Here is a 25,236-nt window from a genome sequence, read left to right as displayed (position 1 = left end):
CTGTTCGTCAGGCGGGCGCGGACGACGTGTCGTCCGTGGTGACGGCCTCGGCCGCCGCCTTGGCGCGCTCGTCCGCCGCGGCCCGGATGGCCCGCCAGGCGGACTCGGCGGCCTGCTGCTCCGCCTCCTTCTTGCTGCGGCCGGTGCCGGTGCCGTACGAGACGCCTCCGACGCGGGCGGCAGCGGTGAAGGTCTTCTCGTGGTCGGGTCCGGTCTCCGTGACCAGGTACTCGGGCACGCCGAGTCCCTCGATCGCGGTGAGTTCCTGGAGGCTGGTCTTCCAGTCCAGGCCGGCACCGAGGTTGGAGGACTTCTCGATCAGCGGGTCGAAGAGCCGGTGCACCAGCTCGGACGCCGCGTCGAGGCCCTGGTCGAGATAGACGGCGCCGATCACCGCTTCGAGGGTGTCGGCGAGAATGGACGCCTTGTCCCGGCCGCCCGTGCCTTCTTCACCCCGGCCGAGCCGGATGAAGGCGCCGAGGTCGAGGCCGCGGCCCACCTCCGCCAGCGCACGCGAGTTGACCACCGCGGCCCGCAGCTTGGCCAGTTGGCCCTCGGGCAGGTCGGGGTGGGTGCGGTACAGCGTGTCCGTGACGACGAGGCCGAGCACGGAGTCCCCGAGGAACTCCAGCCGCTCGTTCGTCGGCAGACCGCCGTTCTCGTACGCGTAGGAACGGTGGGTCAGCGCACGCACCAGAAGGGCGGACTCGAGCGTGTAGCCGAGCCGCCCTTCCAGAAGCGTGTGGGACGAGGCCGTGCTGTCCGTCGGCCCGCTCGCGCGGGTGGAGTTCTTCTTTGCCGTGGACACAGTGCCTCTCACCAGCCCGCTCAGACTTCGAGGACCTGGCGCTTGTTGTAGGTGCCGCAAGACGGGCACGCGATGTGCTGCAGCTTGGGCTCGTGGCAGCGCTCGCACGCAACCAGGGTGGGGACCGCAGCCTTCCACTGCGACCGGCGGTGGCGCGTGTTGCTGCGCGACATCTTCCGCTTCGGAACAGCCACGGCTACTTCTCCTGCTTCTCGTCGGCACCGGACTCGGCGCCGCTCATCTCGTCCTTCTCGCCGTCTTCAGATGAACCGGCGAGTCCCTGCAATGCCGCCCAACGGATGTCGAGGGCGTCGTGGTGGTGGTCCGGGTCGTCCACCAGCCGCGCTCCGCACTCGGAGCACAGACCGGGACAGTCGTCCTGGCACACCGGCTGCATCGGCAGTGCGAGCACCACCGCATCGCGCAGCAGAGGTTCGAGGTCGAACAGGCCGTCCTCGATGAAGAACCGGTCCTCGTCGTCCTCGGCGTCGTCGCCCGGTTCCGCGATCACACGGCCCCGGTCGTCGGCGTCAGGGTACGAGAACAGTTCCTGGAAGTCCGCTTCGAGCTGCTGCCCGACCGGCTCCAGACACCTTACGCACTCCCCCTCGGCCCGCGCACGGGCGGTACCCGTGACGAGCACCCCCTCCATGACGGATTCGAGACGGAGGTCGAGTTCCAGCGGGGCGCCTTCCGGCACTCCGATGACTCCCTGGATGCCCAGATCGCGGGGAGCGTCCACCGTGCGGGTCTGACGCTGCAGCGCACCGGGCCGCCGGCCCAGCTCGTGCGTGTCGAACACGAGGGGGTTGCGGTGGTCGAGGCGGGCGTTGGCTGCCATTCCTGCTTTCGGCTTCGTACTCGGAGGGAGCGCCGCCCGACGGTGTTCCGGGCAGCGGTGATCGCGGACGTAGACGCGACCGAACAGCCAGGATACTGGACCATCCGCCCAGGACCCAATCGGGTGGCCGCGCCCCCCGGCGGGCCCGTGGGCGCCGGGTTACAGGCCCCGCCCCTGCTCGTAGGCGCGGAGCTGCTCGGCGCTGATCATGCCGGTGTCGAAGAGGCTGGTCTCGTCCAGGGCGTAGCCCTGCTCCTGCTGCTGGGGCACGGGGTGCTGGGGCTGCTGGGGCTGCTGGTCGTAGCCGGTCTGCCGGGGGTCGTAGCCCTGGTAGGCGTAGGGGTCGGCCTGCTGGTACCCGTACGGGTCCTGCGGGGCGTACTCCGGCGCCTGCGGGAAGCTCCCGTAGAGGTCCTGCTGCTGGGCGGCGGCCGGGGCGTAGCCGGGGTCGTAGGCGGGCTGCGGGTCGTACGACGGCTGCGCGGGGGCGGCGGGCTCGGTGCGCTGCTGCTGCGGGAGCGCGCGGGCGGGCGGGGTGTCGGCGAGGGCCGCGAGGTCGGCGAGGTAGTCGGCGTCGCTGGAGTGCTGGAAGGTCGTGGTGTCGTCGGCGAGGGCGCCGAGGTCGTCGGTGGCGATCCGGCCGTGCAGCTTCTGCCGACCGCGTCCGACCGCCTCCAGGGTCTTGGCGAGCACCGCCTCGAAGGCGCCGAGCTTGGCGTCCACGTAGGCGTCGGCGTTCTGCCGCAGCGTGCCGGGGTCCTGGCTGCGCTCGGGGGCGTCCTCGTCCTCGTAGCCGTTCTCGTCCAGGCCGGGGCCGGTGCCGAGGAGCTTCTCGCGGCCCCGGCCCACGGAGCCGAGGGTCTTGGTGAGGACGACCTCGAAGTTGGCGAGCTTGGAGTCCACGTACTCGTCGGCCTCGGCGCGGACCTCCTCGGCCTCGGTGCGGGCCTCGGTGAGGATGCGGTCGGCCTCGGCCTGGGAGTGGCGGGCGACCTCGGTCCCGGCGACCAGCGAGCCGCGTTCGGCGCGCGCGGCCTCGATGATCCGGCCGGCCTCCTGGCGGGCGTCCTCGACCATCCGCTCCCGGCCGCCGATCAGGTCCTGGGCCTGCTGGAGCGAGCCGGGCAGGGCCTCGCGGACCTCTTCGAGCAGGGCCAGCAGGTCGGCGCGGTTGACCACGCACGAGGCCGACATGGGCATGGACCGGGCGCCGGAGACGGCGGCGACGATCTCGTCGAGCTTGTTCTGGACGTCCACCTGTGCTCGCCACTCTCTGCCGCTGTTGGAGACGGACGGAACGACTGTACGGCCACGCGCGGTACGGAGGACACCGGGTGACGGTCCGTCACGGCCGGGCCGGGGTGCGGGTCATTCCTTCCGCAGCCGTTGGGTGAGGGCGTCCAGCACGGCGGGCGGCACGAGGTGGGAGACGTCCCCGCCCCAGGTGGCGACCTCCTTGACGAGCGAGGAGGACAGGAAGCTGTAGGTGGGGTTGGTGGGCACGAACAGAGTCTCGACGCCGGTCAGGCCCATGTTCATCTGGGCCATCTGGAGTTCGTAGTCGAAGTCGCTGACCGCGCGCAGGCCCTTCACGATGGCCGGGATGTCGCGTTCCTTGCAGAAATCGACGAGGAGGCCGTGGAACGCCTCGACGCGGACGTTGGCGTACCCGGCGGTGACCTCGCGGATCAGCTCGATCCGCTCCTCGATCCCGAACAGGCCCTTCTTGGACTTGTTGATCATCACCGCGACGTGCACCTCGTCGTAGAGCCGGGCGGCTCGGGCGATGATGTCGAGATGTCCGTTGGTGATGGGGTCGAACGACCCCGGGCAGACGGCGCGGCGCACTGGTGATCCCTCGCTCTCCGGTCCGGTCATCGTGCGTCTTCGCACGTAGAGGCGGCGCGACCGTACCAAAAGGTTCCCTCGCCGTAGCGGCGGGAGCGCAGTGCCTCGAACCCGTCCGGCCAGTCGAAGACACCGCCCCTGGTGCCGCGCTCCACGGTGACGAGCGCTTCGGCGGCGAGCCAGCCCCCAGTGCGGAGTGTGAGGAGGATCTCGCGGAGATCGTCGTCCGGGACCGCGTACGGCGGGTCGAGGAAGACGAGGTCGTACGGCTCGGCGGACGGGTCGGCGCGGACGGTCTGTTCCGCCCTGCCCGCCCTCACCTCGGCGCCGGGGAGGCCGAGGGCGCGGACGTTGTCCCGGATGACGCGGGCGGCGCGGGCGTCGGCCTCGACGAGCAGGGTGTGGCTCGCGCCGCGGGACAGCGCCTCCAGGCCGACGGCGCCGGAACCGGCGTAGAGGTCGAGGACGCGTTCGCCGTCGAGGGGGCCGCCGAGCAGGGACTGCCAGGTGGAGAAGAGGGCCTCGCGTGCGCGGTCCGAGGTGGGCCGGGTGCCGGTGCCGGGCGGGACGGACAGGCGCCGGCCGCCTGCGGTGCCGGCGATCACGCGGGTCATGTCGGGTCCTTCTGCGGGGCTTCGGGGCCGGGGGACGGCCGTACGGCTGTACACGGTCAGTCTGGCAGGCGGGGCGGGCCGGTGCGTCCCCGGAGCGGGCGGCCGGGGGCGGCCGGGAGGAGGGGCGGCCGGGGTCAGCCCTTGTCGAGGTACTGCTCGCGTTCCTCGTCCAGCAGGGCGTCCAGGGCGGTGCGCAGGGCCGGGTGGGCGGTCAGTGCGGGGTCGGCCGCCACCACGGCGGTGGCCTCCTGGCGGGCCTCGGCGATGACCTCCTCGTCGTCGATGACGGTGAGGACGCGGAGGCTGGTGCGGGCGCCGGACTGGGCCTGGCCGAGGACATCGCCCTCGCGGCGCTGTTCGAGGTCGATGCGGGACAGCTCGAAGCCGTCGAGGGTGGCGGCGACCGCGTTCAGCCGCTGCCGGGCGGGGGCGGCCTCGGGCATCTCGGTGACCAGCAGGCAGAGGCCCGGTGCCGAGCCGCGTCCGACCCGCCCGCGCAGCTGGTGGAGCTGGGAGACGCCGAAGCGGTCGGCGTCCATGATGACCATCGCGGTGGCGTTGGGGACGTTGACGCCGACCTCGATGACCGTGGTGGCGACCAGGACGTCCGTCTCACCGGCGGCGAAGCGGCGCATCACGGCGTCCTTGTCGTCGGGGTGCATCCTGCCGTGCAGCACCTCGACGTTCAGCCCCTGGAGGGGTCCGGCGGCGAGCTGGTCGGCGACCTCCAGGACGGCGAGCGGGGGGCGTCTGTCGGCGCCGTCCCCGGCCTGCTTCTTCGCGGCCTTCCCCGGGTCGTCCTCCTCGTCCCCGATGCGGGGGCAGACCACGTACGCCTGGTGGCCGTTCTCGGCCTCCTCGCGGACGCGTTCCCAGGCGCGGGCGAGGAAGTGGGGTTTGTCGGCGGCCGGGACGACATGGCTGGCGATGGGCGAGCGGCCCGCCGGGAGCTGGTCCAGGACGGAGGTGTCCAGGTCTCCGAAGACGGTCATGGCGACGGTGCGCGGGATCGGGGTGGCCGTCATGACCAGCAGGTGCGGGGGCTGTTTGCCCTTGGCGCGCAGGGCGTCGCGCTGTTCGACGCCGAAGCGGTGCTGTTCGTCCACGACGACCAGGCCGAGGTCGTGGAACTGGACCTTGTCCTCGATGAGGGCGTGGGTGCCGATGACGATGCCCGCCTCGCCGGTGGCCAGGTCCAGCAGGGCGCGGCGGCGGGCGGCGGCGCCCATCGAGCCGGTGAGCAGGACGACCTTGGTGGCGTGGTCGGCGCCGCCGAGCATGCCGCCCTGGGCGAGTTCGCCCAGCATCTCGGTGACCGACCGGTGGTGCTGCTGGGCGAGGACCTCGGTGGGCGCGAGCATCGCGGCCTGGCCCCCGGCGTCCACCACGGCGAGCATGGCGCGCAGCGCGACGAGTGTCTTGCCGGAGCCGACCTCGCCCTGGAGCAGCCGGTGCATGGGGTGTTCGGTGGCGAGGTCGGCGAAGATCTCGGCGGTGACCTTGCGCTGGCCGTCGGTGAGGGTGAAGGGCAGCCGGTCGTCGAAGGCGGTGAGCAGGCCGTCGGGGCTCGCGCTGCGGGCCACGGCGGGCAGCTGGGCGTCCGCGAATCTGCGGCGGGCCAGCGCGACCTGGAGGACGAACGCCTCGTCCCACTTCAGCCGGGCGCGGGCCTGCTCGACGTCGGCCCCGGTGGCGGGCCGGTGGATCGCGCGGAGCGCCTCGGGGAGGGTGAGCAGGCCCCGGCCGTGGCGCAGGGACTCCGGGAGCGGGTCGAGGGCGTCCTCGGCGGCGGGCAGGACGGTCTGGACGGCCTTGGCGATCTTCCAGGACTCCAGCTTGGCGGTGGCCGGGTAGAGCGGGATGAGGGCGCCCGCCCAGCTCTCGACTCCGGTGTCGCCGCCGGAGCCGTCGAAGCCGCCGGGGCTGTCGAAGCCGCCGGGGCTGTCGGGGCCGTCGCCGCGCAGGAGTTCGTAGGCGGGGTGGGCGAGCTGGAGGCGGCGGTTGAAGGCGGACACCTTGCCGGAGAACATCGCCCGTGTGCCCGGCAGCAGCTCCTTGTGCGGTTTGTGCACGCCGTTGCCGAAGAACACGAGCTGCAGGCGGCCATACCCGTCGGTGATCGTGACCTCCAGGCGCTGCCCCTTGCCGCGCGGTGCCCTGGCGGAGGCGAAGCTGTGCAGCCGGGCGTCCGCCACCTGGGCCACGACGGTGACGTGCTCGTCCATCGGCAGGTCGGCGAGGTGGGTGAGCTGGCCGCGCTCCTCGTACCGCCGCGGGTAGTGGTGCAGCAGATCACCGACCGTCTCCAGGCCGAGGTGCTCGGCCATCACCTTCGCGGTGGCGGGGCCGAGCACTGACTTGAGCGGCTGTTTCAGGGGTTCTTCCAGTGCGGGCACGAGATCCATTGCACACCACGGCACCGACATCGCCACAGCCGACGGTGCCGGGGGCGTCCGCGGGGCGGGGCGAATCCCCGGCAGGGGGGCGGGCCGCTCCCCGGGACGGCGCACTTCCCGCCCCGCGCGCCCCTCCCCCGCGCCCGCACCACCGCCCTCACGAACCGGGCGGCCTCGCCCACCACCAGCACCGGACGCCCTCCCCCGCACCGCCGGGCAGCGCCTCGGGGCCCGAACTCCCGTACGGGCGGCCGGAAGACCCTGGTCGGACCGGGCGGAACCGCTCTAGGATGGCGCGCTCCGGCCATCCCTCCGCGGTCACCGCCCCATCCGGACCGCCCGACCCCGCGCCGCGTTCCCTCCCCCCGCCGGCGCAGCGACGATGGACTCCCAGACTTCACAGCCGTCACCGGCCTCCCAGCCGTCCCAGCCGTCCTCTCAGTCACCGCACACCTTCCAGGTCGATCTGCGCGGCCTGGTGGACCTGCTCTCCCATCACCTGTACTCCAGCCCCAAGGTGTATCTGCGCGAGCTGCTCCAGAACGCCGTGGACGCCGTGACCGCGCGGCGGGCCGGGGAACCGGACGCACCGGCGCTGGTTCTGCTGCACACGGCGGACGGCACCCTGCGGGTCGAGGACAGCGGCATCGGGCTCACCGAGGCCGAGGTGCACGGGCTGCTGGCGACGATCGGCCGCAGTTCCAAGCGGGCCGACGGGCTCGCCGACGGGCTCCAGGAGGCCCGCTCGGACTTCCTCGGACAGTTCGGCATCGGACTGCTGGCCTGCTTCGTGGTCGCCGAACGCGTCCGCGTCGTCAGCCGCAGCGCCCGCGAGCCGCAGGCACCGCCCGTGGAGTGGACGGCGCGGGACGACGGGTCGTACACCGTGCGGACGCTGCCCGAGGCGGAGCGCCCGGAGCCGGGCACCACCGTGTACCTGACGGCCCGCGCGGGCGCGGCCGAGTGGTTGGCGCCGGACCGGGTGCGCACGCTGGCCCGCGACTTCGGCGCGCTGCTCCCGTACGACGTACGCGTGGACGGCGAGCCGGTGACCGATCTGCCCGCGCCCTGGGAGCGGGCGTACCCCGGCCCGGAGGCGCGCCGTGCCGCGCTGGCCCGGCACTGCCGGGAGACGTTCGGGTTCGTCCCGCTGGACTCGATCGCCCTGGACGTGCCGCTGGCCGGGCTGCGCGGGGTGGCGTACGTGCTGCCGTCGGCGGTGAGTCCGGCGCAGCGGGCCTCCCACCGGGTGCACCTCAAGGGCATGCTGCTGACCGAGCGCGCCGAACAGCTGCTGCCCGACTGGGCGTTCTTCGTGCGCTGCGTGCTGGACACCGACAGCCTGCGGCCCACTGCGTCCCGCGAGGCGCTGTACGAGGACGAGACGCTCGCGGCCGTACGGGAGGCGCTCGGGGAGCGGATCAGGTCCTGGCTGACCGGGCTCGCGGCGGGCGACCCGGAGCTGCTGTCGGCGTTCCTGGCCGTGCACCACCTGGGCGTGAAGTCGCTGGCCCGGCACGATGCGGAGATGCTGCGCACGATGCTGCCGTGGCTGCCGTTCGAGACCACGGACGGACGGCTGTCCCTGGCGGAGTTCGCGGGACGGCACCCGGTGGTGCACTTCACGCGCACCGTCGAGGAGTTCCGGCAGGTGGCGCCGATCGCGTCGGCGCAGGGCGTCGGCGTGGTGAACGGCGGCTACACCTACGACAGCGAGCTGGTCGAGGCGCTGCCCTCGGTGCGGCCGGGCACGGTGGTCGCGGAGCTGGACGCGGAGACGGTGACCGCGCACCTGGACGCCGTGGACCCGGCGGAGGAGCTGGCGCTCACCGGGTTCCTCGCGGCGGCGCGCGCGAAGCTGGACCCGCTGGGCTGCGACGTGGTCGTACGCGCCTTCCACCCGCTGTCCGTCCCGGCGCTGCACCTGGACGACCGGTCGGCGCGGCACGAGCGGGCGCGGGCCGAGGCGGAGGAGCGGGCGGACGACCTGTGGGCGGGCATCCTGGGCTCGCTGCGCGGCAGCGCCCCGCGCGCCCGGCTGGTGCTGAACCACCTCAGTCCGCTGGTCCGGAAGGTGGCCGCGCTGCCGGACCCGGAACTGATCGGCACCGCGACCGAGTCGCTGTACGGGCAGGCGCCGCTGATGGCGCGGCGCCCGCTGCGCCCGGCGGACTCCGCGCTGCTCAACCGGGCGTTCATCGGCCTGCTGGAGTGGGCCACTCAACGGGAGGACGGGCGCTGATGGCGGGCACGGAGGGGATGGCGGAGCCGGTCACCGGCCTGGACGCCCTGCGCCGGGCGATCGCGGAGAACGGCGAGCGCCCCGAGGGCCCGGCGCGCAACGCGCACGCCGAGCGGCTGCTCGCGGAGGCGGAGCGGCTGGACATACCGCTCGCCGTGATCGAGGCGCTCGGGCACCAGATCACGGTCTACAACTACAGCTCCGAGAAGGACCGGATGTTCGTCCCGTTCGCGCGGCTGCTGCGCATGTGGGACGAGCGCCCGGAGGACTTCGACGACTACGAGACGCACACCCTGCACTGGGTCTTCAAGTGGGTCTCGGCGGGCATGCTGGGCCAGCCGCACATCCCGCTGGCCTCGGTGGAGAAGTGGCTCGGCGAGATGGAGCACCGCTACCGGCTCGCCGGGCACTCCGAACGGGCGGTGCGCGCCGCGGAGTTCAGCGTGGCCGAGCACACCGGGGACCTGGCGCGGGCGGAGCGGGCGTTCGGCGCGTGGCTGGCCGCCGATCGGGACCGGATGGCCGACTGCCACGCCTGCGAGCTGAACGCGCAGGGCGGCTGGCGGGCGGAGCGCGGGGACGACGCGGGCGCGCTGGAGCTGTGGGGGCCGGTGCTGGAGGGCGCGTACGCCTGCGCGCACGAGCCGCACGCCACCCTCGCCTCCTCCCTCGTCCCGCTGTTGCGCCTCGGCCGCGCCGAGGAGGCCCGCGCCCACCACCTGCGCGGGCTGCGGCTGGTCCGCCCGATGGAGAGCATGCGGGGCGCCTACGCGGACCACGTCGAGTTCTGCGCGCTCACCGGCAACGAGGCGCGCGGTCTGGAACTCCTCGCGGAGCGGCCCGCGTACTTCGCGGACACCGGGCACCCGCGCAGCCGGATGGACTTCCACGCCGTGGTCGCGCTGCTCGCGGAGCGGCTGGTCGCGCTGGGCCTCGCCGCCCGCCCGGTGCCGGGTCCGGCCGGACGGGAGTGGACCGCCGGGGAACTCGCCGCGCACGCGCGGGCGGAGGCGCTGGAGCTGGCGGCTCGCTTCGACGCCCGCAACGGCACCGGGGCCGTGGGCGACCGGGTCCGCGCGCGGATGGCCCGGGAGCCGTTCACCGGGCGGCTGCCGCTGGGGGTCCGCGCGGTGCCCGCCGGACCGGCCCCGCTGCTGGTGGCGCCCGGAGCGCCGGTGACGGGCACGGACCTGCCCGCGCTGCTGGCGGAGGCCCGTCGGCGCTCCGGCACCCTCCGGCCGGACGCGATGGCGGCGTGGGCCGCCGTGGCGCGGGCCGCCGAGGAGACCGGCGCCGCGCTGGACGCCCGTACCCGCGCGGAACTGGCGGAGTACGAGGCGATGGAGAGCGGACCCAACGGCGCACCGCTGTTCACGACGGCCGCCGGGCTGTTCGCGGAGTCCGGCGATCCCGGCGAGGCCCTCGCCGCCCGCGCCCGCGGCGCCTACGTCCGCGCCCTGAACGGCGAGATCCCGGACGCCCTCACCGAGACCGCCGTGCTCTACGACCAGGTGCTCACGCTCTACGCCGACGGGCGCACCGGAGTCCGGCAGACCGCGTCCGTGGCGATGAGCCGGGCCCGTTCCCTGATGCGCCGCCTGAACGACGGCCACGTCACCGAGGAGTACCTGGCGGAGGCCGGGCACGCGGTGCGCGAGGTGCTCGCCCTGGTGGAGGGCCGCGCCGGGGACGACGTACGGCTGGCCGCGCGGTCCGCCGAGTCACGGGCGATGCTCGCCGACCTGACCGAGATGGGCGGCGATCCCGACCGGGCACGGGGCCTGCTGCGCCGGGCCTGCGACGAGTTCGTGGCCGCCGGACTGCCCTGGTTCGTCGTGGAGTACGAGGCACGGCTCGCCGCGATGTCCCACGCGCTCGGGGAGGAGGCGGACGCCGAGACGGCGCTGCGGTCCGCCCTGGAGCACGGCGGCCCGTACGTCGAACCCGTGGGGCGGGCCCAGTTGCACCTCCAGCTCGCGGAGCTGACCGGGAACCGGGGCGCGGTCGAGGACGGCGTCGAGCACGCGCTGGAGGCGGCGCACTGGGCCGACGTGGCGGGCGAGTCCGGCACGATCGGCGCCTGGGCCCGGCATCTGCTGGGCGGCTGCCTGCTGCGGCTCGGGCGGTACGCGGAGGCCGCCGAGACCCTGGAGTCGGCGCTGCCTGAGCTGACGGTGAAGACGCACGGGGTGGGCGGGATCGTCCAGACGCTGTGGTGGCTCGGGGACTGCCTGGCCGAACTGGGCGAGCACCGGGCGGCGGCCGAACGGCGCCTGGAGGCGGCCGGGAGGGCCCGGCTCTGGCCCGACCAGCGCGACCACGCCACGCTCGCCCACCTCGCCGCCGAGTCGCTGGGCCACGCCGGGCTGCCCGAGGACGCCGACCGCGCCTACGCGCGCGCCGGTGGGCTGTGGCGTGCCCTGGGCAACCCGCACTTCCTGGCGCGCTCGCTGCGCGCCCGCGCCTGGCTGGCGCTCCAGCTCCCGGCCGGGGTCTCCGGTGGGCGGGCGCTGATGGCGGAGGCGGCCTCGGCCTGCGAGGACGCGCTGCCCGCCGCCACCGCCGAGGAGCGGACCGCGCTGCGCGAGGAACTCGCCACCACGCACCGCCAGCACGGCGACCTCCTCACCCGTGCGGCGGCTCGGACGGAGTCCCGGAAGACCGCGAAGGCTCTGCTGACGGCCGCCCTGGACCGCCTGGAGGCGTCGGCCACCGTCCACGCCTCCCTCGGCGCCCCCGCCCTCCACGACCACGCCTCGGCCCAACTGGCCGCCGCGTCCGTGGAGTTCACCCTGTCCCGCCCGGCGGAGGCCCGCGCCCGTGCCCGGGCGGTCCTGACGGCGTACGAGTCCCACGACCCGGCGGACCCGCGGGCGCGGGCCCACCGCGAGGAGGCGGAACGCCTGCTGGCCGACACCGACTGAGCCTCTGGGGCACCCCGGGGGCCCGCTACTCGACCCCGATCAGCAGCGGCACCGCCTGCCGGCCCCCCGCGTACACCACGGTGTCCACCGCGAGGTAGGTCTCGCGGACGCGGTTCTCCAGGTGTTCGGCGAGGGCGTCCGGTGCCTCGGTGCCGACGACCAGGGTGACGAGTTCGCCCCCGGCGCGGAGCATGCGGTCGAGGAGGGCGGTGGCGGCGGCGGTGACGTCGGGGCCGATGACCGCCACGTCGCCGTCGATGAGCCCGAGGGCGTCCCCGGCCTGGCAGATGCCCGCCGAGGTCCAGGAGCGGTGCTCGGCGACGACGACCTCGGCGCTGCGGGTGGCACCGGCGGCGGAGGTCATCTGGACCACGTCCTCGTCGAACCGCCGCTCCGGCGCGTGCACGGCGAGCGCGGCGATGCCCTGCACCGCCGAGCGGGTCGGGATCAGCGCGACCCGGACGCCCTCGGTGCGGGCCTGCTCGGCGGCGGCGGCGGCGGTGTGCCGCAGCGCGGGGTCGTTGGGCAGGAGGACGACCTCGCGGGCGTGCGCGCGCCGTACCGCCTCGACCAGTTCGCCGCTGCCGGGCGCCTCGCCGGGCCGGGCGAGCACGGCGGTGGCCCCGGCCTCGGTGTACAGCCCGGCCAGCCCCTCGCCGGGCACGACGGCGACGACGGCGCGCTGCACCGGCTCGCGCGGCGGCCGTTCGGCGCCCGCCCGGTCGCCGGACGCGAAGTGGGTGATCCGGATGCGGTACGGCCGCCCCGCCTCCACGCCCGCCTCCACGGCGGCGCCCGCGTCGTCCACGTGCACATGGACGTTCCACAGCCCGTCCCCGCCGACCACCACCAGCGAGTCCCCGAGCCCGTCCAGCCGGGCACGGAGCCGCTCCACGGCCGCGTCCCCGGCCTCCAGCAGGTAGATCACCTCGTACGCGGGCCCGCCGTCCACGGCGTCGTCGGCGCAGGGTTCGGCCTCGGGGCGCGGCGGCCGTACGACGGCGGCGGTCCCGGCCGGTGCCTCGCCGGTGCACGCCTCCACCAGCGCGCCCAGGACGGCGACCAGACCGCGTCCGCCCGCGTCCACCACTCCGGCCCGGCCCAGTACGGCGAGCTGGCCGGGGGTCGCGGCCAGCGCGTGCCCCGCCGCCGTGTGCGCGGCGCGGGCCACCTCCCCGCAGTCGTCCCCGGCCCGCTCGGCGGCACGGGCGGCCGCCGAGGCGACGGTGAGCACGGTGCCCTCGACAGGATGCGCGACGGCGGTCCGCGCGGAGTCGGCGGCCCGCCGCAGCGCCCGCCCGAGCACCGTCCCGTCCGCCCGCTCGGCGCCGTCCGCCCCGGCCAGCTCCTGGGACATGCCCCGCAGCAGCTGGGCGAGGATCGTGCCGGAGTTGCCGCGCGCCCCGATCAGCGCCCCGTGGGCCATCGCCCGTACCGCGTCCGCGAGCGCGGGCCGCCCGGCGCCGGTGGCGTACCCGGCGAAGACGGCCTCCACGGCGGTGGCCGCCGACTCGACGGTCAGATAGAGGTTGGTGCCGGTGTCCCCGTCGGCCACGGGGTAGACGTTGATCGCGTCGATCTCCTCGCGGGCCCGGCCGAGCGCGCCGAGCGCGAGCCCGCACCAGGCGCGCACCGCGAGAGCATCGACGTACGTCTGCGGCACCTGCGCCACCTGCGCCTCCCTGACTGGCCGGCCGTGGACGCAGCGTAGACCCCGCGCGGGGAGCCGCCCGGCGGGGAGGGCGGGACGGGGTCCCCCCGGACCGTGGTAATTTCGTTCTACGGACGCGGCCGTTGTATGCTGCTCCGGTTGCCCGATCCTGATCGGGCCATTCCCCCTGGCAATGCCACTCAAGATCTCAAGCCTTACGATCTCGATCCCGGCCTGCCGGGACCCAACCGTAAGTGCATCTGAAGTCTTTGGAGTGACCCGTGGCTGCCAACTGCGACGTCTGCGGCAAGGGGCCGGGCTTCGGCAACAACATCTCGCACTCGCACCGCCGTACGTCCCGTCGCTGGAACCCGAACATCCAGCGTGTGCGTACCGTGGTCGGCGGGACGCCGAAGCGCGTGAACGCTTGCACCTCGTGCATCAAGGCCGGCAAGGTCTCGCGCTGACGCTATCGCTGAGCGCGCAACCACTGCTGGTTCGCCGCACTGAGCCGGTCCACTTCCGAGTGGACCGGCTTTTTGCCATGCCCGCGCACCACAACGCCCTGCCCGCCCGCCGCTACGCCGCGTAGGGAACCGGGCCCCGCACCGGGTACGGCCGTATCGGGCGTGCCCTCACTCCCCCGCGCGGAACCGCCACCCGTGGTCCACCGGACCGATCCCCGCGCCCAGCGCGAACCCGGCGGCGATGGCACCGGTCACATAGGTCTTGGCCTCCCGGACCGCGTCCGGCACGGTGAGCCCCTTGCCCAGCCCGGCGGCGACCGCCGAGGCGAGGGTGCAGCCGGTGCCGTGGGTGTGCCGGTTGTCGAGCCGGGGTGCCCGCAGCCAGTGCTCCTCGGTGCCGTCGGTGAGCAGGTCCACGGCGTCGCCGGACAGATGCCCGCCCTTGATCAGCACCCAGCGCGGCCCGAACTCCAGCACCGCACCGGCCGCCCGGCGCAGATCGCCCTCCGCGTCCACCCGGACCCCGGTGAGCTGTGTCACCTCGTCCAGGTTCGGGGTGGCCACGGTCGCGGCGGGCAGCAGCAGGGTGCGCACCGACTCCAGCGCGGAGGCGGCCAGCAGCGGATCGCCGTGCTTGGAGACGCCCACCGGGTCCACCACGGCAGGGGCGTCGGTGCCGGAGATCAACTCCGCTACCGTCTCGACCAGTTCGGCGGAGGACAGCATCCCCGTCTTCACCGCCCGGACGCCGATGTCGTCCACCACACTGCGGTACTGCGCCCGCACCGCCTCGGCGGGCAGCTCCCAGGCGCCCTGCACCCCGACCGAGTTCTGCGCGGTCACCGCGGTGATCACGCTCATGCCGTGCACGCCGAGGGCCAGCATCGTCTTCAGGTCGGCCTGCACACCGGCGCCCCCGCCGGAGTCGGAACCGGCGACGGTGAGCACACGGGGGATCACGACTCGACACCCCCGCCGTCCCCGAAGTGGTCCCAGCCGCCCTTGCTGGTCCAGGGCGCACCGTCCACGGTGACCTGGGGCAGCGCGGAGGGGTTCAGCACCTCGCCGATGACCTTCCAGCGCGCGGGCAGCTTGGTGTCCGGCGGGAACGTCGCCACGATCGCGTGGTCCTCGCCCCCGGTCAGCACCCACTGCATCGGGTCCACCCCGACGGCCTGCCCGATGTCGTTCATCTGCGTGGGGATGTCGATCGCGCCGGACCGGACGTCGATCCGCACCTTGCTGGCCTCCGCGATGTGCCCGAGGTCCGCGATCAGCCCGTCGCTGACGTCGCACATCGCGGTCGCGCCGAGCCCGGCCGCGGCCGGACCCGCGTGGTACGGCGGCTCGGGGCGCCGGTGCGCCTCCACGAAGGCGCGCGGCGAGCGGAACCCGCGCGCCAGCACCGCGTACCCGGCGGCGGACCAGCCCAGCCAGCCGGTGACGGCGACCAGGTCACCGGGCTGCGCACCGGACCGGGTCACCGGTTCCTGGTTGCGCAGATCACCGAGCGCGGTGATCGACACCATGATGCAGTCCCCGCGTACGACGTCCCCGCCGACCACCGCCGCGCCCGCGACCTGGCACTCGTCGCGCAGCCCGTCCATCAGCTCCGTCGGCCAGGAGACCGGGAGTTCGGCCGGGACGACCAGCCCGAGCAGCAGCGCGGTGGGGACGGCGCCCATCGCGGCGATGTCCGCGAGGTTCTGCGCCGCCGCCTTGCGTCCGACGTCGTAGGCCGTGGACCAGTCCCGGCGGAAGTGCCGCCCCTCCAGCAGGATGTCGGTGCTGGCCACCACCCGGCGGTCGGGAGCGGCGACCACCGCCGCGTCGTCACCGGGGCCGACCCGGACCGCCGGGGTGGTGGTGAGACGGGAGGTCAGCTCCCTGATGAGCCCGAACTCACCCAGCTCACCGACTGTGCCCTTCATCGCCTCAAGCCCTTCCTCGCGGGTCCGTGCCCGAATCGCGCGTCCCCAGTGTCCCCGATACGGTCGAGGTGACCGTCACCTTCCGTCCAGCCCGGACCCCCGCGCGCGGGGCCCCCCGCTCCCGGGTCTCCCCGCCGCGCGCGGCGACGCGATACCGTGGCGTTCCTTCTCCCCACATGATCCTCGTGGCCGCCCTGGAGGTTCCGTGGTACAGGCGTACATCCTGATCCAGACGGAGGTCGGCAAGGCCTCGACCGTCGCCGAGACGATCAGCAGACTCCCCGGCGTGCTCCAGGCCGAGGACGTGACCGGACCGTACGACGTGATCGTGCGCGCCGAGTCGGACACCGTGGACGACCTCGGACGCATGGTGGTCGCCCGGGTCCAGCAGGTGGAGGGCATCACCCGCACCCTGACCTGTCCGGTCGTCCATCTGTAGCCCCCGTCTACCCTGGGCCGGTGAACTGTTTCGGTCGCCGGTCCCTCGCTCTGCTCGCCCCCGTGCTGCTGCTCGCGGCCACCGGGTGCACGGCGGGCCGGGACAGCACGGCGGCGGTGCCCACGCCGGACGCGGGCACCGCGCGGGTGTGCCGGGACCTGGACCGCGTACTGCCCGCGAAGCTGGCCGGCCGGGACCGCGAGGACCCGGCGCCCCGGTCCGCCTACACGGCGGGCTGGGGAAGCCCGGCGATCATACTGCGCTGCGGTGTGCGTCGGCCGCCGAAGATGATCGACCCGAAGGTGGCCGAGGGGAACGACCCGGACGCGGTCGCGGGCGGGGTGGACGGCGTGGACTGGCTGATGGAGAAGCAGGGCGACGGGACCTGGCGCTTCACCACCGCCAACCGGGTCGCCTATGTCCAGGTGAGCCTGCCCGGCGGGCTCGGCGCGGACGACGAGGGGACGGCCGTCCTCACCGGTCTGGCGCCCGCCGTGCGGAAGGCGGTCCCCGGTGGGACCGCCTCCATGCGCTGACGGGCGTACCGGCGGTGGCCGGGCTCAGCGCAGCCCGGTGGAGCGGCGCAGCGCGGCCTGGAGCAGCAGGTCCACCAGCTCCGGGTAGGACACCCCGCTCGCGGCCCACATCTGCGGGTACATCGAGATCGGCGTGAAGCCGGGCATGGTGTTGATCTCGTTGATGACGAACTCGCCGTCCTCGGTGAGGAAGAAGTCCGCGCGGACCAGCCCCTCGCAGGAGGCCGCCTCGAACGCGTCCACCGCGAGCCGCCGCACCTCGGCGGTCTCCTCGTCGGTCAGCGGCGCGGGCACCAGACCGGGCGTGGAGTCGATGTACTTCGCCTCGAAGTCGTAGTACGCGTGGGCCTGCGGCGGCGGGATCTCGGCGGGCACCGAGGCACGCGGGCCGTCCGCGAACTCCAGCACCCCGCACTCGATCTCGCGGCCCGTGATGCCCGCCTCGATCAGGAACTTGGGGTCGTGCCGACGGGCCTCGTCGATCGCCTCGTCCAGCCCGTCGAGGCCGTCCAGCCGGGTGATGCCGATGGAGGACCCGGCGCGGGCGGGCTTCACGAACAGCGGCCAGCCGTGCTCACCGGCGAACTCCACGATCCGCTTCCGGGCGCCCGCCGCGTCCTGCTCCCACTCACGGGGGCGCACCACCAGGTACGGGCCGACCTTGAGCCCGAAGGAGCTGAACACCCGCTTCATGTACTCCTTGTCCTGGCCGACGGCCGAGGCGAGCACACCCGCGCCGACGTACGGCACACCGGACAGCTCCAGCAGCCCCTGGAGGGTGCCGTCCTCGCCGTACGGGCCGTGCAGCACCGGGAAGACGACGTCCACCTCGCCGAGCGCCTTGGGCACCGAGCCGGGCTCGTTGAACACGACCTCGCGGCTGGCGGGATCGACCGGGAGGACGACCGTGCCCTCGGCGGACTCCGCGAGCTGGTCCACGTTCGGGGTGCGGCGGTCGCTGATGGCCATCCGCTCCGGCTCGTCGGCGGTCAGCGCCCAGCGGCCGTCCGAGGTGATGCCGATGGGCAGCACCTCGTACATGGTCCGGTCGATGGCCTTGAGGACGGCGCCGGCGGTGACCACGGAGATGCCGTGCTCGGAGCTGCGCCCGCCGAACACGACGGCGACGCGCGGCTTGCGCCGCGGCTGCCCGGGGTTCTGGGGGAGGTTGTCGGTGCTCATATCGGGTTGAGGGTACCCGCTGGTATCCCGCACGTCAGCGCCCGCCGGGCCGCCGTCGCGGCGTGCCCGGCCCGCGTCCCCCGACTGGTCGCTCAGCGTCGTTCGGGCTTCGCGCTGCGCGACATCAGCTCCTTGAGCGCGACCACCGGCGGCTTGCCCTCGTGCACGATGTCCACGACGGTCTCCGCGATCGGCATCTCCACGCCGTGCCGACGGGCCAGATCGACCACCGACTCGCAGGACTTGACGCCCTCGGCGGTCTGCCGGGTCACCGCGACGGTCTCCTCCAGGGTCATGCCCCGGCCGAGGTTGGTGCCGAAGGTGTGGTTGCGGGACAGCGGCGAGGAGCAGGTCGCCACCAGGTCGCCGAGGCCCGCGAGCCCGGAGAACGTCAACGGGTCGGCGCCCAGCGCCATCCCGAGCCGAGTGGTCTCCGCGAGGCCGCGGGTGATCAGCGAGCCCTTGGCGTTGTCCCCGAGCCCCATGCCGTCCGCGATGCCGACGGCCAGCCCGATGACGTTCTTGACCGCGCCGCCGAGTTCGCAGCCGATCACGTCGGTGTTGGTGTACGGCCGGAAGTACGGGGTGTGGCAGGCGGCCTGGAGGCGCCGGGCCACGTCCTCGTCGGTGCACGCGACCACGGCGGCGGCGGGCATCCGGGCGGCCACCTCACGGGCCAGGTTGGGCCCGGTGACGACGGCGATCCGGTCCGGACCGATCCCGGTGACGTCCTCGACGACCTCGCTCATCCGCATCGCGGAGCCGAGTTCGACGCCCTTCATCAGCGAGACGACCACGGTGTCCGGCGCCAGCAGCGGACGCCACTCGGCGAGGTTGGCGCGCAGGGACTGCGAGGGCACCGACAGCACGGTGAAGTCGGCACCGGCCGCCGCCTCGGCGGGGTCGGTGGTCGCCCGCAGACCGGCGGGGAGTTCGACACCGGGCAGGTAGTCGGGGTTGGTACGGCCCGAGTTGATCGCCTCCGCGACCTCGGCCCGGCGGGCCCAGACCGTGACGTCGCACCCGGCGTCGGCCAGCACCATCGCGAACGACGTGCCCCATGAACCGGCGCTGAAGACGGCCGCCTTGACGCGTTCGCTCACGTGCCCAGCCCCTCGGCCTGCCGGTCCTGCTCCCCCGGCCGCGGGTCCTGCTGTCCGGCCTGCCGGGACCGCTCCTCCGCCTGCCGGGCCTGCGCCTCGGTGCGGCGGCGCTGCTCGATCCGTTCGCGGCGCGGGTCGTAGGGGCGCTCGGGCGCCTTCTCGCCGCGCACCTGCTCCAGCAGCCGGGTCACGTCGGCCATGATGACCTCGGTGACCTCGCGCAGCAGGTCGGCGGTGACCTCACGGCCGTAGAACCGGTCGAGGTCCACGGCCGGACCGGCGAGCACGCGACTGGTCTTGCGGGGCCACAGGTGGGGCTTCTTGGCGTAGGGGGGCAGGAGTTCGTTGACGCCCCACTGCGCGACCGGGATCACCGGGCACCTGGTCTTCAGCGCGACGCGCGCGGCACCGGTCTTGGCGGTCATCGGCCAGCCGTCGGGGTCGCGGGTCAGGGTGCCCTCGGGGTAGAACGCGACGCATTCACCGTCCTCGACGGCGGCGATCGCGGCCCGGAAGGCGCTGAGCGCGTCGGTGGACTCGCGGTACACGGGAATCTGTCCGGTGCCGCGCATCGCGGCGCCCACGAGGCCCTTCTTGAAAAGGCCGCTCTTGGCGAGGAATCGCGGAACCCGGCCGGTGTTGTACTGAAAGTGCGCGTAAGCGAAGGGGTCCACGTGGGAATTGTGGTTCACCGCGGTGATAAATCCACCGTCGGCCGGAATGTGCTCCATTCCACGCCAGTCCCGCTTGAGCAGAACCACCAGTGGCGGTTTGCACAGGACCGCTGCGAAGCGGTACCAGAACCCGATTCTGCGGCGGGACACTCGGACACCTTCCTTTGGCTGCTCTTCCCCGGGGCCGGGGGCCGCACAAGTGTCGCCCCGGCCGCCCGGTCTGTCGAGCACACCGTACGCCCCGCTCCCGTCCGTGCCGCAGGGCACGGGGGTCGGGCGGGGGACAATGAGCGCGACAAGAGAGGGCGGTGAGCCGGTGCGCTGGAGCGTGGTCGTACCCCTGAAACCGCTGACGCGGGCCAAGAGCAGGCTCGCGGACACGGCCGGGGACGGGGTGCGCCCCGGTCTGGTGCTGGCGTTCGCCGAGGACACGGTGGCGGCGGTGCTGGCCTGCGCGGCGGTGGCGGATGTGGCGGTCGTCACGGACGACCCGCTCGCGGGACGGGAACTCTCGGCGCTGGGCGCCCGGATCGTCCCGGACACCCCGGCCGGGGGGCTGAACGCCGCACTGGCGCACGGCGCCTCGGTGGTACGGCGGCTGCGCCCGGCCGCGCCGGTGGCGGCCCTGAACGCCGATCTGCCCGCGCTGCGCCCGGCGGAACTCGCCCACGTGCTGGACGCGGCGGCCGGTTTCCCGCGCGCCTTCCTCGCGGACGCGGCCGGGCTGGGCACCACCCTGCTGGCCGCGCGCCCCGGCCGGGACCTGCGCCCGGCGTTCGGCACCGGCTCCCGGCTGCGGCACCGGGCCACGGGCGCGGCCGAACTGGTCCTCGCGGACGTGGATTCGGTACGGCAGGACGTGGACACGGGGGACGATCTGCGGGCCGCGCTGGCGCTGGGCGTGGGCCCGCGCACGACGGCGGCGAGCGCGCGCCTGCTGACGGCGGAGCCGTAGCCGCCGCCACCCGGCGGGCGCGCAGTAGGCTGCGGGCATGCAGGCGACCGCGTACACCTACGACCCCGGAACGCGCAGCGGCCAGGTGCTGCTGGACGACGGGACGCCGGTGCCGTTCGGCGCCGAGGCGTTCGACGCGGGCGGCCTGCGGCTGTTGCGGCCGGGCCAGCGGGTGCGGATCGAGACGGACGGCCCCGAGGACGCGCCCCGGATCACGCTGGTGACGCTGCAGACCTTCTGAGACCGCCCGGCCACGGCCCCCGGAACGCCGCGGGCCGGACTCCCCGCGGAGTCCGGCCCGGCGCGTGACGGCCCTGGCGGACCGGTGGTGCGCCTGTGTCCTGGCGGGACGGAACGGTCCGGCGGCGCACCGGTCGTTACGAGGTGGCCTTGCGTGCGGCGGCCTTCTTGGCGGTGGTCTTGCGCGCCGTGGACTTCTTGGCCGGGGCCTTGGTCGCGGTGACCTTCTTCGCCGGGGACTTCTTGGCGACGGTCTTCTTCGCGGTCGCCTTGGTGGCGGTCTTCTTCGCGGCGGCGGTCTTGCTCGCGGCCGTGGTCTTCGCGGCGGTGGTCTTCTTGGCCGCCGCGGCCTTCTTGGCGGTGGTCTTCTTCGCCGCGGCCTTGGCGGTCTTCTTCGCGGCGGCCTTCTTGACCGTCGCCGAAGCCGCGCCGGTCAGGCTGCCCTTGGGCGCCTTCTTGACGGAGACCTCGCCACCGCGGGGAAGCTTCTTGGAGCCGCTCACCAGGTCCTTGAAACCCTGTCCCGCGCGGAAGCGCGGCACGGAGGTCTTCTTGACCCGAACACGCTCGCCCGTCTGGGGGTTGCGGGCGTAACGGGCGGGGCGGTCCACCTTCTCGAAGGAACCGAAGCCGGTCACCGAGACCCGGTCGCCCGCGACGACCGCGCGGACGATGGCGTCCAGGACCGCATCGACAGCATCGGCGGCCTGCTGACGGCCGCCCATCTTGTCGGCAATCGTCTCTACGAGCTGCGCCTTGTTCACGTCTTCCCCTTCGGAGACATCGCCAGAACGAATGTGTTCAAGCTTTTTCGCACGTTAGGCAGATATATACCGCAAATCAAACACGAAACGGGCTAATCACCCTTGTGCCGCAACGGAATCGGCGGTCGCACGCTGTTCAGTGGTCCTCTTCGGGGAGCAGTCCCGCGTCGAGGTCCTCGGAGAACCGTGTGAGCCGCCGTTCCGCGCCGGCGAGATCGTGCTTGGCCGCGGCCGTAATGACCAGCAGCTTCCGGGTCAGCGCCATACGTACGCCCTCCGGGACTTGCAGTGCGCGCACTCTTGTGTGCGCTTCCTTGAGCCGGTCCGCGACTGCCGCGTAGAGCTGGAGTTGGCCGTCGTGTCCCATGCACAGATTGTGCCATCTGGGGCGAGTTGTCGCCTGCGCAGGGGGTAACTCCCGCCTGGATTGGCCTTCCGGGCACTTGCCAGGAGGCCGTTCACGGCACTCACGTACCCGGTCAACAGCCTTTCTAACACGGCCAGTTGGCAATGAGTCCGGTAAACACCCGGTGTGTCCGGGACCGGACATGGACGTACCCCCGATCGGGGCGACCGGGGGTACGGAGGGGAGGGGGACGGTGGCCGGAATCAGCCCTGGAGTGTCCTGGGCTTGAAGGCGGGGCGGCGGGCCTCGTAGGCCGCGATGTCCGCTTCGTCGCGCAGCGTGAGGGAGATGTCGTCCAGCCCGTTCAGCAGCCGCCAGCGGGAGTTCTCGTCCAGCTCGAAGGAGGCGGTGACGCCCTCGGCGCGCACTTCCCGCGCTTCGAGGTCCACGGTGACGGCCGCCTCCGGGTCGCGTTCGGTCAGCTCCCAGAGCGCTTCCACGGTCTTCTGGTCGAGCACGACGGTCAGCAGGCCGTTCTTCAGCGAGTTGCCCCGGAAGATGTCCGCGAAGCGGGGCGAGATCACGGCCTTGAAGCCGTAGTTCTGCAACGCCCAGACCGCGTGCTCGCGGGAGGAGCCGGTGCCGAAGTCGGGACCGGCCACCAGGACCGAGGCGCCCCGCCGCTCGGGGCGGTTGAGGATGAAGGACTCGTCGCGGCGCCACGCCTCGAAGAGACCGTCCTCGAAGCCGTCGCGGGTCACCTTCTTGAGCCAGTGGGCGGGGATGATCTGGTCGGTGTCCACGTTGCTGCGGCGCAGCGGCACGGCCCGGCCGGTGTGGGTGGTGAAGGCTTCCATCGTGCTCAGACTCCAGCGGGCGCGGGGGCGTCGGACAGGTCGGCGGGCGAGGCCAGGTGGCCGAGCACCGCGGTCGCGGCGGCCACCTGCGGCGACACCAGGTGCGTACGGCCGCCCTTGCCCTGCCGCCCCTCGAAGTTGCGGTTGGAGGTGGACGCGGAGCGCTCGCCGGGGGCCAGCTGGTCGGGGTTCATTCCCAAACACATCGAGCAGCCCGCGTGCCGCCATTCGGCTCCGGCGTCCTTGAACACCACGTCCAGGCCCTCGGAGACGGCCTGGAGACCGACCCGCGCGGAGCCGGGGACGACCAGCATCCGCACGCCGTCGGCGACCTTGCGGTCCTTGAGGACGTCGGCCGCGGCCCGCAGGTCCTCGATGCGGCCGTTGGTGCAGGAACCTACGAAGACGGTGTCCACGCTGATCGAGCGCAGCGGCTGTCCGGCCGCCAACCCCATGTATTCCAGGGCCTTTTCGGCGGCGAACCGCTCCGAGGCGTCTTCGTACGAAGCGGGATCGGGGACGGCGGCCGAAAGCGGCGCGCCCTGGCCGGGGTTGGTGCCCCAGGTGACGAACGGCGCGAGTCCGGCGGCGTCGATGACGACCTCGGCGTCGAACACCGCGTCGTCGTCGCTGCGCAGCGTCCTCCAGTACGCGACGGCGTCGTCCCAGTCGGTGCCCTCGGGGGCGTGCGGGCGGCCCTTGAGGTAGGCGAACGTGGTCTCGTCGGGGGCGATCATGCCCGCGCGGGCACCGGCCTCGATGGACATGTTGCAGATGGTCATCCGCGCCTCCATCGAGAGCTTCTCGACGGCCGGGCCGCGGTACTCCAGGACGTACCCCTGGCCGCCGCCGGTGCCGATGCGCGCGATGATCGCCAGGATCAGGTCCTTGGCGGTGACGCCCTCGGGCAGCTCGCCCTCGACGGTGATCGCCATCGTCTTCGGGCGGGCCATCGGCAGCGTCTGGGTGGCGAGCACATGCTCCACCTGGGAGGTGCCGATGCCGAACGCCAGCGCGCCGAACGCGCCGTGGGTGGAGGTGTGGGAGTCGCCGCAGACCACCGTGGTACCGGGCTGGGTGAGGCCGAGCTGCGGCCCGACCACGTGCACGACACCCTGCTCGACGTCGCCCAGCGGGTGCAGCCGGACACCGAAGTCGGCGCAGTTCTTGCGCAGCGTCTCCAACTGGGCGCGGGAGACCGGGTCGGCGATGGGCTTGTCGATGTCGAGGGTCGGGGTGTTGTGGTCCTCGGTGGCGATGGTGAGGTCGAGGCGGCGCACGGAGCGGCCGTTCTGGCGGAGGCCGTCGAAGGCCTGCGGGCTGGTCACCTCATGCAGCAGGTGCAGATCGATGAAGAGGAGGTCGGGCTCGCCCTCGGCGCGCCGGACGACGTGGTCGTCCCAGACCTTCTCCGCGAGTGTCCTACCCATCGCTTTCCCTCCGGCCGACGCACGCTCCGTCGGCCCAACTAGAGATCTTCACGGGCCTCCGGCGAACGGATGGTGCACGGACCCGATGTCATTCCAGGGTGGCGCGTTCCGCGGAAAATTGAACTTGCGTTTCACAGAGTGAGACGTGAGTATCGTTTCATGGACAACAGTAGCGGCGTCGGCGTTCTGGACAAGGCGGCCTTGGTGCTGAGCGCCCTGGAGTCGGGTCCGGCCACCCTCGCGGGGCTGGTCGGGGCGACCGGCCTGGCACGACCCACGGCCCACCGCCTGGCCGTGGCGCTGGAACACCACCGCATGGTGGCGCGCGACATGCAGGGCAGGTTCATCCTCGGCCCGCGGCTCGCGGAACTGGCCGCCGCGGCGGGCGAGGACCGGCTGCTGGCCACGGCCGGTCCGGTGCTCACGCATCTGCGGGACGTGACCGGCGAGAGCGCGCAGCTCTACCGCCGCCAGGGCGACCTGCGGATCTGTGTGGCCGCCGCCGAGCGGCTGTCCGGACTGCGGGACACGGTCCCGGTGGGTTCGACGCTGACCATGAAGGCCGGTTCCTCGGCGCAGATCCTGATGGCCTGGGAGGAGCCGGAGCGGCTGCACCGCGGCCTCCAGGGCGCCCGCTTCACGGCGACGGCCCTGTCGGGGGTACGGCGGCGCGGCTGGGCCCAGTCCATCGGCGAGCGGGAGCCGGGCGTCGCGTCGGTCTCCGCGCCCGTGCGCGGCCCCTCGAACCGGGTGGTGGCCGCCGTCTCGGTCTCCGGCCCCATCGAGCGCCTGACCCGGCATCCGGGCCGGATGCACGCCCAGGCGGTGATCGACGCGGCGACCCGGCTGTCCGAGGCGCTGCGCCGGACCGGCTGACCGGCCGCCGTGCCGCGTGGAGTTGGCGCGCGGCACGGCCCTCGGCGTGCGCGGCGCGGACGGGGACATGACGAAGGCCCCTCACCGTGAGGTGAGGGGCCTTCGTCGTAGG

25 protein-coding genes are annotated in these 25,236 nt (G+C 73.5%); 8 read left to right on the top strand and 17 right to left on the bottom strand.

Translation table 11 applies throughout. The features are described from left to right. Window positions 1-7 precede the first annotated feature (7 nt). From rnc to recG, 7 genes are all read right to left on the bottom strand, one after another. Window positions 8-820: a ribonuclease III gene (gene rnc, locus KUM39_RS03685; protein WP_217783887.1), complete on the bottom strand. Its 813-nt coding sequence runs from the start codon at window positions 818-820 to the stop codon at window positions 8-10. Between the two features lie 8 nt (window positions 821-828). Then, window positions 829-1,002: a 50S ribosomal protein L32 gene (gene rpmF / locus KUM39_RS03680; protein WP_007493396.1), complete on the bottom strand. Its 174-nt coding sequence runs from the start codon at window positions 1,000-1,002 to the stop codon at window positions 829-831. Between the two features lie 2 nt (window positions 1,003-1,004). Then, the gene (locus KUM39_RS03675) at window positions 1,005-1,649 is read right to left on the bottom strand and encodes a YceD family protein (RefSeq protein WP_217783886.1); all 645 of its coding nucleotides are present in this window, start codon (window positions 1,647-1,649) and stop codon (window positions 1,005-1,007) included. A gap of 159 nt (window positions 1,650-1,808) precedes the next feature. Beyond that, window positions 1,809-2,906, bottom strand: coding sequence for an ATP synthase subunit B family protein (locus tag KUM39_RS03670; protein ID WP_217783885.1), 1,098 nt, complete (start codon window positions 2,904-2,906; stop codon window positions 1,809-1,811). A gap of 111 nt (window positions 2,907-3,017) precedes the next feature. Next, complete coding sequence (coaD, locus tag KUM39_RS03665; RefSeq protein WP_217784012.1) at window positions 3,018-3,497, bottom strand: pantetheine-phosphate adenylyltransferase; 480 nt, start codon at window positions 3,495-3,497, stop codon at window positions 3,018-3,020. 26 nt (window positions 3,498-3,523) lie between these two features. Then, complete coding sequence (rsmD, locus tag KUM39_RS03660; protein ID WP_217783884.1) at window positions 3,524-4,111, bottom strand: 16S rRNA (guanine(966)-N(2))-methyltransferase RsmD; 588 nt, start codon at window positions 4,109-4,111, stop codon at window positions 3,524-3,526. 134 nt (window positions 4,112-4,245) lie between these two features. Next, a complete protein-coding gene (gene recG / locus KUM39_RS03655) occupies window positions 4,246-6,516 on the bottom strand; it encodes an ATP-dependent DNA helicase RecG (RefSeq protein WP_217783883.1) in 2,271 nt (756 codons plus the stop codon). A 373-nt stretch (window positions 6,517-6,889) separates the two neighbouring features. Here recG and KUM39_RS03650 point away from each other — a divergent pair, with 373 nt between their 5' ends. Together KUM39_RS03650 and KUM39_RS03645 are read left to right on the top strand one after the other, a co-directional pair. Beyond that, entirely contained in the window at window positions 6,890-8,749 is a 1,860-nt protein-coding gene (locus tag KUM39_RS03650) for an HSP90 family protein (protein ID WP_217783882.1), read from the top strand. Continuing rightward, a complete protein-coding gene (locus KUM39_RS03645) occupies window positions 8,749-11,673 on the top strand; it encodes an ATG16 family protein (protein WP_246619514.1) in 2,925 nt (974 codons plus the stop codon). The genes KUM39_RS03650 and KUM39_RS03645 overlap by 1 nt, the downstream gene beginning before the upstream one ends. A gap of 25 nt (window positions 11,674-11,698) precedes the next feature. Here KUM39_RS03645 and KUM39_RS03640 read toward each other — a convergent pair whose 3' ends face one another. Next, window positions 11,699-13,345: a DAK2 domain-containing protein gene (locus KUM39_RS03640; protein ID WP_217783881.1), complete on the bottom strand. Its 1,647-nt coding sequence runs from the start codon at window positions 13,343-13,345 to the stop codon at window positions 11,699-11,701. 260 nt (window positions 13,346-13,605) lie between these two features. Here KUM39_RS03640 and rpmB point away from each other — a divergent pair, with 260 nt between their 5' ends. Further along, window positions 13,606-13,791: a 50S ribosomal protein L28 gene (gene rpmB, locus KUM39_RS03635; protein ID WP_003993230.1), complete on the top strand. Its 186-nt coding sequence runs from the start codon at window positions 13,606-13,608 to the stop codon at window positions 13,789-13,791. Window positions 13,792-13,959: 168 nt separating this feature from the next. Here rpmB and thiD read toward each other — a convergent pair whose 3' ends face one another. Both thiD and KUM39_RS03625 read right to left on the bottom strand, forming a co-directional pair. After that, entirely contained in the window at window positions 13,960-14,751 is a 792-nt protein-coding gene (thiD, locus tag KUM39_RS03630) for a bifunctional hydroxymethylpyrimidine kinase/phosphomethylpyrimidine kinase (RefSeq protein WP_217783880.1), read from the bottom strand. Then, entirely contained in the window at window positions 14,748-15,722 is a 975-nt protein-coding gene (locus tag KUM39_RS03625) for a thiamine-phosphate kinase (RefSeq protein WP_217783879.1), read from the bottom strand. The genes thiD and KUM39_RS03625 overlap by 4 nt, the downstream gene beginning before the upstream one ends. Window positions 15,723-15,927: 205 nt before the next feature. On the opposite strand from KUM39_RS03625, the gene KUM39_RS03620 reads away from it, so the two are divergent. Further along, window positions 15,928-16,161 (top strand): Lrp/AsnC ligand binding domain-containing protein, encoded by a 234-nt coding sequence (locus KUM39_RS03620; RefSeq protein ID WP_217783878.1) that lies wholly within the window; start codon window positions 15,928-15,930, stop codon window positions 16,159-16,161. Window positions 16,162-16,181: 20 nt separating this feature from the next. Then, window positions 16,182-16,697 (top strand): DUF3515 domain-containing protein, encoded by a 516-nt coding sequence (locus KUM39_RS03615; RefSeq protein ID WP_217783877.1) that lies wholly within the window; start codon window positions 16,182-16,184, stop codon window positions 16,695-16,697. Window positions 16,698-16,721: 24 nt separating this feature from the next. Here the strand turns inward: KUM39_RS03615 and KUM39_RS03610 are convergent, their stop codons facing one another. The 3 genes from KUM39_RS03610 to KUM39_RS03600 all read right to left on the bottom strand — a co-directional run bounded on the left by KUM39_RS03610 (window position 16,722) and on the right by KUM39_RS03600 (window position 19,806). Beyond that, on the bottom strand, window positions 16,722-17,879 hold the full coding sequence (locus tag KUM39_RS03610) for a D-alanine--D-alanine ligase family protein (protein WP_217783876.1): 1,158 nt from the start codon (window positions 17,877-17,879) through the stop codon (window positions 16,722-16,724). 92 nt (window positions 17,880-17,971) lie between these two features. Beyond that, window positions 17,972-18,982 carry an NAD(P)H-dependent glycerol-3-phosphate dehydrogenase gene (locus tag KUM39_RS03605; protein WP_217783875.1) on the bottom strand — a complete coding sequence of 337 codons (1,011 nt, stop codon included), beginning with the start codon at window positions 18,980-18,982 and terminating at the stop codon, window positions 17,972-17,974. Next, window positions 18,979-19,806: a lysophospholipid acyltransferase family protein gene (locus tag KUM39_RS03600; RefSeq protein ID WP_217783874.1), complete on the bottom strand. Its 828-nt coding sequence runs from the start codon at window positions 19,804-19,806 to the stop codon at window positions 18,979-18,981. The genes KUM39_RS03605 and KUM39_RS03600 overlap by 4 nt, the downstream gene beginning before the upstream one ends. 136 nt (window positions 19,807-19,942) lie before the next feature. Between KUM39_RS03600 and cofC the strand changes: the two genes are divergently transcribed. Further along, window positions 19,943-20,611 (top strand): 2-phospho-L-lactate guanylyltransferase, encoded by a 669-nt coding sequence (gene cofC / locus KUM39_RS03595; protein WP_246619513.1) that lies wholly within the window; start codon window positions 19,943-19,945, stop codon window positions 20,609-20,611. A gap of 37 nt (window positions 20,612-20,648) precedes the next feature. Further along, on the top strand, window positions 20,649-20,852 hold the full coding sequence (locus tag KUM39_RS03590; RefSeq protein ID WP_217783873.1) for a hypothetical protein: 204 nt from the start codon (window positions 20,649-20,651) through the stop codon (window positions 20,850-20,852). 136 nt (window positions 20,853-20,988) lie between these two features. Here the strand turns inward: KUM39_RS03590 and KUM39_RS03585 are convergent, their stop codons facing one another. From KUM39_RS03585 to leuC, 4 genes are all read right to left on the bottom strand, one after another. Then, window positions 20,989-21,615, bottom strand: a complete 627-nt coding sequence (locus tag KUM39_RS03585; protein ID WP_217783872.1) for an HU family DNA-binding protein — start codon at window positions 21,613-21,615, stop codon at window positions 20,989-20,991. Between the two features lie 136 nt (window positions 21,616-21,751). Next, window positions 21,752-21,982: an SCO5555 family protein gene (locus KUM39_RS03580; protein WP_217783871.1), complete on the bottom strand. Its 231-nt coding sequence runs from the start codon at window positions 21,980-21,982 to the stop codon at window positions 21,752-21,754. A gap of 242 nt (window positions 21,983-22,224) precedes the next feature. Then, window positions 22,225-22,818 (bottom strand): 3-isopropylmalate dehydratase small subunit, encoded by a 594-nt coding sequence (leuD, locus tag KUM39_RS03575; protein WP_217783870.1) that lies wholly within the window; start codon window positions 22,816-22,818, stop codon window positions 22,225-22,227. Between the two features lie 5 nt (window positions 22,819-22,823). Further along, window positions 22,824-24,248, bottom strand: a complete 1,425-nt coding sequence (gene leuC / locus KUM39_RS03570; RefSeq protein ID WP_217783869.1) for a 3-isopropylmalate dehydratase large subunit — start codon at window positions 24,246-24,248, stop codon at window positions 22,824-22,826. A gap of 159 nt (window positions 24,249-24,407) precedes the next feature. Here leuC and ndgR point away from each other — a divergent pair, with 159 nt between their 5' ends. After that, on the top strand, window positions 24,408-25,124 hold the full coding sequence (ndgR, locus tag KUM39_RS03565; RefSeq protein ID WP_217783868.1) for an IclR family transcriptional regulator NdgR: 717 nt from the start codon (window positions 24,408-24,410) through the stop codon (window positions 25,122-25,124). The last annotated feature ends 112 nt before the right edge of the window (window positions 25,125-25,236 follow it).

The organism is Streptomyces corallincola (genome assembly GCF_019104725.1).
Taxonomy (GTDB): Bacteria; Actinomycetota; Actinomycetes; order Streptomycetales; family Streptomycetaceae; genus Streptomyces; species Streptomyces corallincola.
The sequence above is the reverse complement of the archived record's forward strand: the minus strand, read 5'-3'. Positions and strand labels throughout refer to the sequence as shown.